Raw genomic sequence first — 12,315 nt, forward strand, 5'->3', positions numbered from 1 at the left:
GAAAGCAATCGTCCATGTCTTCCATGTCCGGAGAGTCGGCTACCTCCACTATCGCGCCGTTACGGCCGAAAGGGCGGCTGGCGGGTCGCCACCGGGCTCCACGGCGGCCCCTGCCGAGGTACGACTACGAGCACTACAGCAGGCTCGCCGGGCCGCTCACCGAGCCCGGCCGGCCCTACCGGGTGCGCTACCGCGGTCTGCTGGCGGATGAGCCGCACCGGGTGGGCGCGGCGCTGCTGCTCGGCGCGGCGCCGCTGGTCTCGTTTCGTGGTGACCCCCAAGGGCGGCTCATCGAGCCCCGACACCCTCTTCGGTACGTTCCGGATCCATCTTTTCTTCCTGGTGGTCTTCGGCGGGTCGCTCGCCTCTTCCTTCTACTTCGGCCACAGTCATCCAGCGATGACCGTTTGGGCATCACTTGCCCTGGCTGTCACAGCCGCGCCGATCATCGCCTGGCGGTGGACCGTCCGCCAGGAGAAACGGAACCCGCAGCTTGGGGGATGAGAAGTGAAGTACCGACCGAGTCGCCGCACCCGCCGCTTCGGGCTCGGTGCGGCGTCTGTGATTGTGCTGGCCGGGATGAACGGCCCGGCGCTCTACCGCTTCAGTTCCCAGCGGTATGAGGCGTACAGGATCAACCAACCGGAGTACAAGGCCGAGAACGGCCACTGGGATGTGGTGAACGTCCCCGAGCGCTACCGGATCAATACGATCCACGCCGCCCTGCTGCACACCGGAAAGGTGCTGCTGGTAGCCGGCTCCGGGAACAACGCCAGGAATTTCGCCGCCAAGTCCTTCCGCAGCGTTCTGTGGGACCCGGAGAAGAACACCTACAAGAACATCCCCACCCCCAGGGACCTCTTCTGCGCCGGACACACCCAACTCCCGGACGGCGCACTGCTGGTGGCGGGCGGGACCCAGCGCTACGAGAGGCTCAAGGGCGATGTGGAGAAGGCGGGCGGACTGATGTTCGTCCACAACGAGAACCCCGACAAGCCGAAGACCTTCCCCGCCGGCACCCGCTTCACCGGCAAGGAGAACGGCAAGACCTTCGAGTCCAAGGACCCGGTCCTGGTCCCGCGTGCCAAGAAGACCAAGGTCGGCAAGTCGGGAAAGGTCAGGGTCGGCGTCAGCACGGCACGGGTGTATGTGGAGGCGCTGCGCAAGGGCAAGAAATACCAGACCGGAACCGAGGACAATTACCGGATCGCCGGGCTGAAGGGCAAGGACCGGCAGAACTTGTACGGCATCGCACAGAAGCTCTCGTTCGACAAAAAGGACTTCCAGGGAATCAAGGAAGCCTTTGAATTCGATCCGGTGGCCGAGCGCTATCTCACGGTCGGCCCGATGCACGAGGCCCGCTGGTATCCCACCCTGACCACCCTCCAGGACGGCAGGGTGCTCTCGGTCTCCGGGCTCGATGAGATCGGCCAGGTCGTCCCGGGGAAGAACGAGATCTACGACCCGAAGACCCAGCGGTGGACGTACCTGCCCAAGCAGCGGTTCTTCCCGACGTACCCAGCGCTCTTCCTCACCGGGAAGGGCCGGATCTTCTACACCGGCTCCAACGCCGGATACGGGCCGGACGACAGGGGCCGCACCCCCGGCGTCTGGGATCCGAAGAGCAACCGGTTCGATGTGGTGCCCGGCATCAGCGACCCGGACGTCCTGGAGACGTCGATGTCCGTCCTGCTGCCGCCGGCGCAGGACCAGCGGTACATGGTGCTCGGCGGCGGCGGGGTCGGCGAGGACTCCACCTCCACCGCCCGGACCCGGATCGTCGATCTGCACGACGCCGAGCCGCGCTTCAGGAACGGGCCCGATCTGTATGCGAAGGTCCGCTACCCGAGCAGCGTCATCCTGCCCGACGACACCGTCCTGACCACCAACGGCTCGGGCGACTACCGCGGGCGCGGCGCCAGCAACGTCCTCAAGGCCGGGCTCTACGACCCGAAGACCAACACCGCACGCCGGGTCGCCGACCCGCTGGTGGGCCGCAACTACCACTCCGGCGCACTGCTGCTGCCGGACGGCCGGGTCATGACCTTCGGCTCCGACTCGCTCTTCCGCGACAAGGCCAACACCGAGCCGGGCGAGTTCCAGCAGCAGATCGACCTCTACACGCCGCCGTATCTCTACCGCGGGCCCCGGCCGACGCTGGAGGACGCCGCACCCCGGACGGTGAGGCTCGGCGCGAAGGCCACGTACCGGACCGCCGATGCCGCGGTGATCAGGAAGATGCGGCTGATCCGGCCCGGCTCCTTCACCCATGTGACCAATGTCGAGCAGCGGTCCATCGCTCTGGACTTCACCCGGACGAAGGACGGGCACGGCATCACGGTGACCGTGCCGAAGGACGCCTCACTGGTGCCGCCCGGCTGGTACATGCTCAACGCGGTGGACGAGCGGGGCACACCGTCCGAGGCGGTGTGGGTGAAGGTGCCCGCCGGAGCGGACACCCCCGGCAAGGAGTGAGGCGATTCGGCGATACCGGTCATTCGGCGATACCGGTCATTCAGCGTGGCGATACCGGTCATTCGGCGTTACGGATCATTCGGCGTTACGGGCGAGATCGAGCGCGTACCGCGGCCACCACCGACCCGCCTTGGGGCCGCCCTTGCAGGTGCCGTCCGACTCGCCCGGACGCTTGATCCACAGATACGCGTCGACCAGCTTGTCGCCTGTCTCGGTGGTCGGCCGCCGGCCCAGCGCCCGGCCCGTCGGATTGCACCACGCCTGCGGGTCGTCCTTGCCCGGGGCCGGGCCCTTGCCGTTACGGCTGGTGTCGATGACGAAGGGCTTGCCGCCGACCAGCGCGGACAGCCGCTTACCGTACGCCGCGTTCTCCTCGGTCGTCTGGTAGTTGGCGGTGTTGAGCGCGAAGCCGTCGGCCTTGGCGATACCGGCCCGCTTCAGCGGCTGGACCATCCGGTGCGGGTCCCTGATCCAGTGCGGATTTCCGGCGTCCAGATAGACCTTGGTGTGCCGCAGCGCCTTGAGCTTGTCCACGGCCCCGGTCAGCAGGTCGTACCGCTCCTCGTGGAACTGCCTGGGCGTACAGCCGTCCACCACATGCGGCAGCGCGTCCGGCTCCAGGACGACCGTCGCCGGGCGGTTCCCGATGCCCCGGACCGCCTTGTCCACCCAGGCGCGGTAGGCAGCGCCGTCAGCCGCGCCGCCTTTGGAGTACTGCCCGCAGTCGCGGTGCGGGATCTCGTAGAAGACCAGCAGCGCATGGCGGTTGGCCTGGGCGGCGGCCTCGGTGAACCCGCGCGCCTGCCCCTCCGGATCGTCCACCCCCAGCCACTCCGCGGCCGGCTGCTCGGCGATCTTCTCTATCAGCTGGGCGTCGTCCCGCTCGCCCTTCCTCCGGTACGCCACGACCTGCTTGGCCGCGCTGCCGTCCGGATTCACCCAGTACGGCACGGTCGACTTGGGCCGCTGCTTCGGCCGTCCGGCCGAGACGGCGCGATCGCTGTCGCCACTGCCCGAGGAACCGAAGCAGCCGGACAGCGAGGCGAGCGACAGCAGGACTCCCATGGCGGGGATCGCGCGGACAACGTGACGTCGACGGCCGGTGCAAATGCCGTACATCCACTCCCCCTTGGGTGCACGCTCCGGGGAACTCCAGGCGGGACAAGACCGGTCGAATCAATCCTTACACACCAGGCCGGGATGGGTCGCGCTAACGCGCGGCCCGGCCGCCGGCGGCGATCGTGTGGGCCGGGCCCGCCGTGCCCGTCAGGTAGGCCGAGACGACAACATTCGCCGAATACGTCCGCGCCTTCCGGTCGAACTTCCCGCCGCAGGTGATCAGCCGCAGCTCCGCCCGGTCGCGCGACCTCGCCCCGTACACCCGTCGCGCGTCGAACCGCTTGCTGGCCACCACCGCGACGTCCTCCACCGTGAACTCCGCCGTCGTGCCGTCCGAGCGCCCGACCATCACCCTGTCGCCTCGTTTGAGGTCGCCCAGCCCGTGGAAGACAGCCGGCTTGGACTTGGTGTCGAGGTGACCGACCAGCAGAGCCGCGCCCGGGGAGCCCGGTTCAGGGCCCGCGCGGTACCAGCCGACCGTGCCTGGGCGGCTGAAGGGGGGCGGCTTCACCGCGCCCGAACGGTCGAGACCGCCCGCGACGACCGGGGCACGCACCCCCGCCGCCTTGATCACGACACTCTTCGGCTGAGCGGATGTCAGAGGGGCGTGCGCCGGGGGCAGCGGATGCGCGAGCGGGCGCCCGACCGCGGCCACGTCGCCGGTCATCGGCACCGCGCCGCCCGTCCCCTCGGTGGTGTCACGGCCCCACATCCACAGGCCCAGCAGCAGTGCCACCCAGGCCGACCCCATGGCCAGCCGCCCGAGACCGGCGAAGCGCTTCCCGTTCCCGTACTCGTACTCGTACTCGCCCATCGCGATCAGCCCGCCCCCGTCCCGGCGGACGGGCGGCGTCGGCGCCGCTGTACCGCGAGTGCGCCGACGGCCAGCGCCGTACCGCCCGAGAGCACCAGGCCGTACGCCTCGGCGCCGCCGAAGTCATCGCGCAGCCGCCCCTCGGCGGGGGCGGTGCCACCGCCGCCCGCGTGGACCGGAGGGACGGGCGAGGGCGGGCGCTCCACGGCGATGACCACCTTTCCCTTGGCCTCTCCCTTGGCCTCGTCGTCGCCCTCGCCCGCGTACGCCGGGGCGCCGCCGCAGTCGACCGTCACCAGATGCGTGCCCACCTTGGCGGTGGAGCGGATCGTCGCCTCGCTGAAGAGCGCGTCACCGTCGGGGGTGAGCTGGGCGTCGTCGACGAACACCGGCGACGAGACCGTAGCCGCTTCGCTCGGGCAGCCGAAGACCCGTACCTCGACATCGGCGCCTGGCGCCAGGGCGTTCCGGCTGACCCGGATCGTGGCGGCGCCGGAGTGCCGGTGGTCGGCGAGGGCGGCTGGGGCGGCGGCGCACAAGGCAGCCGTACTCAGGGCCACCGTACAGAGAGTGAGAGCGACTGAGCGCATGGTGAACCTCCTGATACCACGAGGCTCACGCGCCCGGCCGGGGCCCGCATCCGCTGCGGGCCCCTGCTACGCCATACAGGTCAGGCGAAGATCGGGCCCGGGGTCAGACGATGCGGTCGACGAGGTCCGCGATGGAGTTGACGACCGTGGACGGCCGGTACGGGAAGCGGTCGACGTCCTCGGGCTGAGTAAGCCCGGTGAGCACCAGGAACGTCTCCATGCCCGCCTCAAGGCCTGCCCGCACATCCGTGTCCATCCGGTCGCCGATCATCGCGCTGCTCTCGGAGTGCGCGCCGATGGCGTTCAGCCCGGCCCGCATCATCAGCGGATTCGGCTTGCCGACGAAGTACGGCTCCCGGCCGGTCGCCTTGGTGATCAGCGCGGCCACCGAGCCGGTGGCGGGCAGGGCGCCCTCGGCGGACGGCCCGGTCTCATCGGGGTTGGTGGCGATGAACCGCGCACCGTCGTTGATGAGGCGGATGGCCTTGGTGAGCGATTCGAAGCTGTACGTACGGGTCTCACCGAGGACGACGTAGTCCGGTTCGACGTCCGTGAGGACGTAGCCGATGTCGTGCAGGGCGGTGGTCAGCCCCGCCTCCCCGATGACGTACGCGGTGCCGCCCGGGCGCTGCTCGTCCAGGAACTGGGCGGTGGCCAGCGCCGACGTCCATATGTTCGCCACCGGCACATCGAGACCGATCCGGGACAGCCGGGCCTGGAGGTCGCGCTGGGTGTAGATGGAGTTGTTGGTGAGCACGAGGAAGGGCCTGCCCGACTCGCGCAGCCGCTTGATGAAGGCGTCGGCACCGGGCACCGGGATGCCCTCGTGCATCAACACCCCGTCCATGTCGGTGAGCCACGACTCGATCGGCTTGCGCTCTGCCACTGATTGCTCTCCGCTCGGATTGACCATCTGGCGACGACCTCAGCCTAACCGGGCGGGCGGCGGACGGAACCGGCTCGTCCGCGATGCTCCGCTGCTCGCGGGGTTCCAGCGCGACAGACCAGCACACCTGTCCGATCCTGAGTGGAGGGGTGGCTTCCGCCCCTGCAATGAGCCGGACCCGTAAGGAGACCGCCATGGGCATCAAGGACAAGCTGAAGGACGCGCTCGGCAAGCACCCGGAGAAGACCAGGCGTGCCGCCCGCAAGGGTGGCGAGACCGCGGACAAGAAGATGGGCGGCAAGCACTCGGAACAGGTCCAGACCGGCTCGGACAAGATCGACGACGAGCTGCGCCGCCGGGGCGAGGGGCCCCGGGGCCAGTAATCGCCGCCGCTGCCCCCAGCACCCCGGGCCTCTTCAGCGCCCCGGGCGCCGGGACTTCACCACAAGGACGGTGCCGCAGGTCAGGAGCGCGACGCTGAGGACGCCGAGCCCGGCGAGCAGGGCGCCGTGGCCGCCCGTCCTGGCGAGCTGGGGCTCCATCTGGTCGGAGCGATCGGAGTCGTAGCCCTCCTCGCCCTGACGGCCGCCGTCCTCGTTGCCGTCCTCGTTGCCGTTCTCGTAGCCGGCATCGGCGCTGGGATCGGTACCGGTGTCCGTGCCGGTCTCGGTGCCGGGATCGGTTCCCATGTCGGTTTCGGTGCCGGTGTCGGTTTCGGTGCCGGTGTCGGTTTCGGTGCCGGTGTCCGTACCGAGGTCGGCGCCGGTGCCCGTTTCGGTGCCGGATTCGGTGTCGGTGTCCGTACCGAGGTCGGTGCCGGTGCCGGTGCCGGTTTCGGTTTCGGTGCCTGGGTCGGTGCCGGTGCCGGATTCGGTGCCGGTGTCCGTACCGAGGTCGGTGCCGGTGCCCGTTTCGGTGCCTGGGTCGGCGCCGGTGCCGGTGCCGGATTCGGTGCCGGTGTCCGTACCGAGGTCGGTGTCAGTGTCGGTGCCTGGGTCGGCGCCGGTGCCGGTGTCCGTACCCAGGTCGGTGCCGGTGTCGGTGCCTGGATCCGTGCCGGTGTCGCTGTCGGCTTCGAGGTCCTCGCTGGGGTCAGCGCTGGCCTCGGGGTCGGTCCCGGCTTCCGTGTCGGCGTCGACTCCGGCGTCGGCGCTCGGGACGGCATTGGGCACGGCGCCGTCTTCGGTGTCCTCACCGGCGTCGCCTTCGGCTTCGGTGCCGGCGTCGCGGCTGGGGGCCGCGCTGGGCGCTGCCTCAGCGGGGTTGCCGTCCTTTTGACCGACACCGGGGGTCCTGCTCGGTGCGGCGGGCCGCTCCTGCTCCTGGTCCGTCCCGCTGTCTGCGGTGTCGCCCGTGCCGTCAGCGCTGGGCGCGGCCGTCGGGCCGACCGTGGGCCCGGCCGTGGGCCCGGCCGTGGGCCCGGCCGTGGGCCCGGCCGTAGAGCCGGAGTCCCGGGCGGGCGTTCCGCCCGTCTCCGCACCGGCGTCGTCCGTAACGGCGTCATCCGAAGCGGCGTCATCCGTGGTGGCGTCCGTCCCGGTCTTCGGTTCGGTCTTCGCCGCCGTCGCGGCGTCGTCGATCCGGAAGTCGTAGTCGTTCGACTGCCCGACCCAGTCGCCGTCGTCCGCCCGCCGCTGTACGGCGATCACGTTGGCGGTGACCTCACCCCGGGGCGCGTCGGCCGTGAAGCTCGTCCGCACCTGTACGTCGACGGTCTTGTGCGCGGGCACGGCGAAACCCTTGAAGTGGTCGTCGAACACACCGATGTTCTCGTCCTCGTCGGTCGTCTCGAAGGAGACGGGCCGCCAGGTGCCGCCGTTCGCGGACGGGTCGAGGAACTCGAGGCGGATGTGGCGGGGCTTCAGCGCATGGCCCTTGTCGACGAAGACCGCGATCGGGTGGATCGCGCGGCACCCGCTGTCCGTGGTGTTGCGCAGTTCCAGGTGCCAGCCGTGCCAGCCGCCGCCCCGCGCGTAGTGGTCCGGTCCGTCGCGGAGGTGGGCGTCGATCGGGAAGTCGGAGGAGTTCCTGTCCCCGCAGACCGGCTCGGCCGCCTCGGCCGCGTCGGCAGCCCCGGCCGACGGGGCAGACCCGGTCGGCGCGGTCGGCGCGGTCGATCCGGTCGGCGCGGTCGATCCGGTCGGCGCGGTCGATCCGGCCGGCTCCGTCGGCTCGGCCGCCGTGGCGTGCGGCGTGAGCCCGTACAGAGCGGGGGCGAGCGCGAGCGCGGCCGCCGGCAGGGCGGCTCGCAGGGAGAGTGCGGTGGGCAAGCGCATGAGTGACCTCTGCTGTTGCTGCGGCGTATCCCCGAGCGCTCCCTACATTCCGCGTCCGCATGGCGACACACCGCCGGGGCGGCCTATTGCCCTCGACTGGCCGTCAATAACCCCCTCGATCGGACCAGCCCGGCTCCCCGGCTCCCCGGCTCCCCGGCTCCCGCGGCGCCGCGGGCAGCCCCGTCATCCCAGGGCGAAGAGCGGCGCGAGCACCAGCTGCGCCGCGCCCTCCACCACCGCCCGGCCACCCCGCTCCACGACGGCCACCGGGACCGGGGGGCGGCTGGCGCGTGCCGCGTCCTCGGCGAGCTGTGCGGCCACGCCCTGGACGTACGGTCCGGGGTCGGCCAGGACCGCCCGACCGCCGAGCAGGACGCGGTCGATGTCGAGCAGCCGTACGAGGTTGGCCGCGCCGACGCCGAGCAGCCGGGCCGCCCCGGCGCCGTCGCCGCGTGCGACGGCGGCGAGGCACAGCGCCTCCAGGCAGCCGTGGTTGCCGCAGCCGCAGGGCGGCCCGTCCAGCTGGACGACCTGGTGCCCGAACTCCCCCGCGTCGGTGCGCGCCCCCCGGTACACGCCCCCGCCGAGCACCAGACCGGCGCCGAGACCGGTGCCAAGGTGCAGGTACGCGGAGGACTCGGCGGTCGCGAGGCCCAGCGCGGCGGCGTTGGTGTCCTTGTCGAGGGTGACGGGCAGGCCGAGCCGCTGGGCGAGCGCGTCGCGCAGCGGGAAGCCGTCCCAGTGGGGGAAGCCGGTGACGCGGTGGAGGACTCCGGAGCCGTGGTCGAGCGGTCCGGGCGCGGCGACGCCGACGCCGAGCAGCCCGCCGCCGAGCAGCCGGCCGCCCGGCGGCCCGTCCCCCGGCGGCCCGTCCCCCGGCGGCCGGTTGTCCGGCGGCCCGTCGCCCGGCGGACGGCCGCCCGGCGACCGGCGGTCCGTCCCCGCGTCCTCGATGAGGGCCTCGACCTCCCGGGCAGCGGCCGCGATCGCCTCGTCCGCCGCCGCGCCGAAGTCGAAGGGCGCCGTCCGCTCGGCCACCGGTATGCCCGCGAGGTCGACGAGGACCGCCGTGAGCTCATCGCGGTCGAGGTGCAGCCCGACCGCGTGGCGGGCGCCCGGGACCAGGCGGAGCACGGTCCGCGGCTTGCCGCCGGTCGAGGCGCGGTGGCCGGCCTCGGTCGCCAGGCCCTCCGTCCGCAGCCGCGCCGTGATCTTGCTGACGGCCTGCGGGGTGAGGCCGGTGTGGGCGGCCAGCTCCAGCCGGCTGACGCCGTCCGCGCCCGCGTCCCGCAGCAGGCGCAGGACCAGGGCGGCGTTGTGGCTGCGCAGGGCGGAGAGATTGGCGCCGGGTCCGACCGCCCCCGTCATGGTGCTGTTCACCCACCCATTGTGGTCATCACTTGCGCTTTGGCAACAGCGTTGTCAAAGTAGGCGCCATGGACGCCACCCACGACAGCACCCCCGCTCGGGTCGGGCTCATCGGCTACGGCCTGGCCGGCTCGGTCTTCCACGCACCCCTGATCGCGGCCACCGAGGGGCTCGTCCTCGACACGATCGTCACCTCCAGCCCGGAGCGGCAGCGGCAGGCCCGCGCCGAGCACCCCGATGTGCGGCTTGCCGACTCCGCCGACGAGCTGTGGGGCCGCGCCGATGAGCTGGACCTGATCGTCATCGCCTCCCCCAACCGCACCCACGTCCCGCTCGCCCGCGCCGCCCTCGAAGCGGGGCTGCCGGTCGTCGTGGACAAGCCGCTCGCCGCGACCGCCGCCGAGGCCGAGGAGCTCGCCGCCCTGGCCGACGCCCGCGGGCTGCTGCTGAGCGTCTTCCAGAACCGCCGCTGGGACAACGACTTCCTCACCCTGCGGAAGCTGATGGCCGACGGCGCGCTCGGCGAGGTGCAGCGCTTCGAGTCCCGCTTCGAGCGCTGGCGGCCTCAGCTCAAGGGCGGCTGGCGGGAGTCCGGCGACCCGGCCGAGGCCGGCGGGTTGCTGTACGACCTGGGCAGCCATCTGGTCGACCAGGCGCTCACCCTCTTCGGGCCCGTCGTCTCCGTCTACGCCGAGGTCGACGTACGCCGCCCCGGGGCGCAGACCGACGACGACACCTTCGTCGCCCTCACCCACGCGAACGGCGTCCGCTCCCATCTGTGGATGAGCGCGATCACGGCCCAGCTCGGCCCGCGCTTCCGGGTGCTGGGCAGCCAGGCGGGCTATGTGAAGTACGGCCTCGACCCCCAGGAGGCCGCCCTGCGCGAGGGGCTGCGCCCGGGCGCCCCGGCCGCCGAGCCGTGGGGCGCCGAGCCCGAGTCCACCTGGGGCCGGCTGGGCGCGGGAGAGTCCCCGCTGACCGGCGGCGGCGTCCCGGTCCCGACCCTCCCCGGCGACTACCCCGCCTACTACGCCGCCATCGCCACCGCCCTGCGCGAGGGCACCCCGCCCCCGGTGACCGCCGCCGAGGCGGCTGCCGCCCTGCGCGTACTGGAGGCGGCCCGCCAGTCGGCCGCCGAGACCCGTACGATCCGGATCGAGGACCCGGCATGACCACGCCCACCGATGAACTCGCCGGCCTGATCGAGCGCCTGGAGGACCAGGAGCGGCGACTGCGCCTCCCCCATCTCGACAACGACGACGCCTGGCGCCTCGGCTCCCTCGTGGCCTACCTCGCCAAGGAGCGCGACGCCGCCGTCACCATCTCCGTGCGCCGCTCCGGCCAGCGCCTCTTCCACCGCGCCCTCCCCGGCACCTCCGTGGACAACGACGCCTGGCTGGACCGCAAGTGCCGGGTCGTCGACCGCTACGCCGCCAGCTCCTACCTGGTCGGGACCCGCTTCCGGGCCAAGGGCACCACCTTCGAGGCGTCCTCCCGCCTCGACCCCGACCTCTACGCCGCCCACGGCGGCGCCTTCCCCCTCCATCTCGAGGGCACGGGCGTCATCGGCACGGTCGCGGTCTCCGGCCTTCCCCAGGCGGACGACCACGCCCTGGTGGTGGAGGCCCTGGAGCGCTATCTGTCCACCGCACCCTGACGCCCCGCGCCACGGCCGGCGCCGCCCGATCCCGCGAGAAGGTCCAGGCCGAGGGGCGTGCAGGAGTGCCAGACGGCCTTGCCGTCCCGCTCCGTGGTGATCAGGCGGGCCGCGCGCAGCGCCTTGGCGTGCTCGGACGCCGAGGACCTGGCGACGCACAGCTCGGCGGCCAGATCGGTCGTGGTGCGCTGCCGGGTGAGCAGGGTGAGGGCGGCAGCGCGGGTGGAGCCGAGCAGTGCGGCGAGCGGGTCGGCGGTGGCCGGCCGGTCGAGCAGCGGCAGCGGGCTCACCGCCGGGTAGATGAGGACGCCGGGCTCCCCGGGCCGCAGGGCGAGCATCGGCCAATCGCGCCACACCGTCGACGGCAGCAGGGTCAGCCCCCGCCCCTCCAGCGCGATGTCGGCCTCCCCGGGCCAGTCGAACTCCAGTGTCGTACCGCACCACCTGGCCCCGGGGGCCAGTCCGGCCAGGGTGGTACGGATGCCCTGCTCGGCCAGGAGCCGGGTGCGCCAGGCGCGTTCGGCGTCGAACGCGGCCTGCACGCTGCTCCACGAACCGGCCAGCACGCTGTCGTACGCCGCGCGCAGGGCCTCGGCGAGGGTCAGCCAGGCGCCCCCGTCCTGCTCGACCAGATCACGCATCCACCGCGTCACCGGCCGGCGGCCGATCGCGCACACCCGGTCGAACTCCGAGCGGACGAAAACGGCCGGGGTCGAGAGCACCACCTCCAGCCCGTCCTCCAACCCATGGCTGAGCGGATCCAGGAACAGGGGCCCCCGCCCCGAGGGCGGCACCAGCTCCGACAGCGGCCGCACCGCATGCGGAAGCGTGCGCCGCAGCGACTGCTGCCATCTGGCGAAGACGGGCGGCAGATCGCACCGCCGCAGGGCGGCCAACGCCAGCCCCAGCTCCATCAACGGCGCAGGTTCGCGGGCGAAGGTCACCCGCAACAGGTCCTCGGCCGTACACCGCACACGCAACATCCCGTATCCCCCAAGAGCCCGGTCTCCCCCGGTGTCCGGTCCGCGACGGCCACGGTTCGGTCAGGACCGAAACCATCGCGGGCCCCAGGGGATCGCCCCGATTCTTGGCGGTGTGACCGGTGACGCGTAAGGAGCGAACCGGACAAG

11 protein-coding genes and 1 pseudogene are annotated in these 12,315 nt (G+C 72.1%); 5 read left to right on the forward strand and 7 right to left on the reverse strand.

All coding sequences use genetic code 11. The features are described 5' to 3' along the window. Positions 1–249: 249 nt before the first annotated feature. Positions 250–504: pseudogene (locus ABZU99_RS20665) on the forward strand (glycosyl transferase); the annotation flags it as partial. Between the two features lie 3 nt (positions 505–507). Beyond that, a complete protein-coding gene (locus tag ABZU99_RS20670) occupies positions 508–2,475 on the forward strand; it encodes a kelch motif-containing protein (protein WP_356048770.1) in 1,968 nt (655 codons plus the stop codon). Positions 2,476–2,550: 75 nt separating this feature from the next. Here ABZU99_RS20670 and ABZU99_RS20675 read toward each other — a convergent pair whose 3' ends face one another. The 4 genes from ABZU99_RS20675 to ABZU99_RS20690 form a co-directional block, all read right to left on the reverse strand. Next, the gene (locus ABZU99_RS20675; RefSeq protein ID WP_355953511.1) at positions 2,551–3,594 is read right to left on the reverse strand and encodes a glycoside hydrolase family 6 protein; all 1,044 of its coding nucleotides are present in this window, start codon (positions 3,592–3,594) and stop codon (positions 2,551–2,553) included. 91 nt (positions 3,595–3,685) lie between these two features. Continuing rightward, positions 3,686–4,408 carry a class F sortase gene (locus tag ABZU99_RS20680; RefSeq protein WP_355953508.1) on the reverse strand — a complete coding sequence of 241 codons (723 nt, stop codon included), beginning with the start codon at positions 4,406–4,408 and terminating at the stop codon, positions 3,686–3,688. Positions 4,409–4,413: 5 nt separating this feature from the next. Continuing rightward, positions 4,414–4,968, reverse strand: a complete 555-nt coding sequence (locus ABZU99_RS20685; RefSeq protein ID WP_355953506.1) for a hypothetical protein — start codon at positions 4,966–4,968, stop codon at positions 4,414–4,416. Positions 4,969–5,101: 133 nt separating this feature from the next. Then, positions 5,102–5,884, reverse strand: a complete 783-nt coding sequence (locus ABZU99_RS20690; RefSeq protein ID WP_355953503.1) for an HAD-IIA family hydrolase — start codon at positions 5,882–5,884, stop codon at positions 5,102–5,104. A gap of 194 nt (positions 5,885–6,078) precedes the next feature. Between ABZU99_RS20690 and ABZU99_RS20695 the strand changes: the two genes are divergently transcribed. Beyond that, positions 6,079–6,267: an antitoxin gene (locus ABZU99_RS20695; protein ID WP_355953500.1), complete on the forward strand. Its 189-nt coding sequence runs from the start codon at positions 6,079–6,081 to the stop codon at positions 6,265–6,267. Positions 6,268–6,300: 33 nt separating this feature from the next. Here ABZU99_RS20695 and ABZU99_RS20700 read toward each other — a convergent pair whose 3' ends face one another. Then, on the reverse strand, positions 6,301–8,160 hold the full coding sequence (locus ABZU99_RS20700; protein WP_356048767.1) for a hypothetical protein: 1,860 nt from the start codon (positions 8,158–8,160) through the stop codon (positions 6,301–6,303). A gap of 183 nt (positions 8,161–8,343) precedes the next feature. Further along, positions 8,344–9,528 carry an ROK family protein gene (locus ABZU99_RS20705; RefSeq protein ID WP_356048786.1) on the reverse strand — a complete coding sequence of 395 codons (1,185 nt, stop codon included), beginning with the start codon at positions 9,526–9,528 and terminating at the stop codon, positions 8,344–8,346. Between the two features lie 68 nt (positions 9,529–9,596). Between ABZU99_RS20705 and ABZU99_RS20710 the strand changes: the two genes are divergently transcribed. Together ABZU99_RS20710 and ABZU99_RS20715 are read left to right on the forward strand one after the other, a co-directional pair. Further along, the gene (locus tag ABZU99_RS20710) at positions 9,597–10,700 is read left to right on the forward strand and encodes a Gfo/Idh/MocA family oxidoreductase (RefSeq protein ID WP_355953495.1); all 1,104 of its coding nucleotides are present in this window, start codon (positions 9,597–9,599) and stop codon (positions 10,698–10,700) included. Then, on the forward strand, positions 10,697–11,185 hold the full coding sequence (locus tag ABZU99_RS20715) for a heme-degrading domain-containing protein (RefSeq protein WP_355953494.1): 489 nt from the start codon (positions 10,697–10,699) through the stop codon (positions 11,183–11,185). The genes ABZU99_RS20710 and ABZU99_RS20715 overlap by 4 nt, the downstream gene beginning before the upstream one ends. On the opposite strand, the gene ABZU99_RS20720 is transcribed toward ABZU99_RS20715, so the two are convergent. After that, positions 11,164–12,168: an ArsR family transcriptional regulator gene (locus ABZU99_RS20720; RefSeq protein WP_355953491.1), complete on the reverse strand. Its 1,005-nt coding sequence runs from the start codon at positions 12,166–12,168 to the stop codon at positions 11,164–11,166. The genes ABZU99_RS20715 and ABZU99_RS20720 overlap by 22 nt on opposite strands. Between the last annotated feature and the right edge of the window lie 147 nt (positions 12,169–12,315).

It is taken from the genome of Streptomyces sp. NPDC005266, from assembly GCF_040607655.1.
In the GTDB taxonomy this organism is placed as follows: domain Bacteria; phylum Actinomycetota; class Actinomycetes; order Streptomycetales; family Streptomycetaceae; genus Streptomyces.

What these genes read in the sequence shown, in the direction of transcription:
- ABZU99_RS20675 (WP_355953511.1), bottom strand. Translation starts at nt 3,594, where the DNA reads ATGTACGGCATTTGCACCGGCCGTCGACGTCACGTTGTCCGCGCGATC.
- ABZU99_RS20680 (WP_355953508.1), bottom strand. Translation starts at nt 4,408, where the DNA reads ATGGGCGAGTACGAGTACGAGTACGGGAACGGGAAGCGCTTCGCCGGT.
- ABZU99_RS20695 (WP_355953500.1), top strand. Translation starts at nt 6,079, where the DNA reads ATGGGCATCAAGGACAAGCTGAAGGACGCGCTCGGCAAGCACCCGGAG.
- ABZU99_RS20700 (WP_356048767.1), bottom strand. Translation starts at nt 8,160, where the DNA reads ATGCGCTTGCCCACCGCACTCTCCCTGCGAGCCGCCCTGCCGGCGGCC.
- ABZU99_RS20705 (WP_356048786.1), bottom strand. Translation starts at nt 9,528, where the DNA reads ATGACGGGGGCGGTCGGACCCGGCGCCAATCTCTCCGCCCTGCGCAGC.
- ABZU99_RS20710 (WP_355953495.1), top strand. Translation starts at nt 9,597, where the DNA reads ATGGACGCCACCCACGACAGCACCCCCGCTCGGGTCGGGCTCATCGGC.
- ABZU99_RS20715 (WP_355953494.1), top strand. Translation starts at nt 10,697, where the DNA reads ATGACCACGCCCACCGATGAACTCGCCGGCCTGATCGAGCGCCTGGAG.
- ABZU99_RS20720 (WP_355953491.1), bottom strand. Translation starts at nt 12,168, where the DNA reads ATGTTGCGTGTGCGGTGTACGGCCGAGGACCTGTTGCGGGTGACCTTC.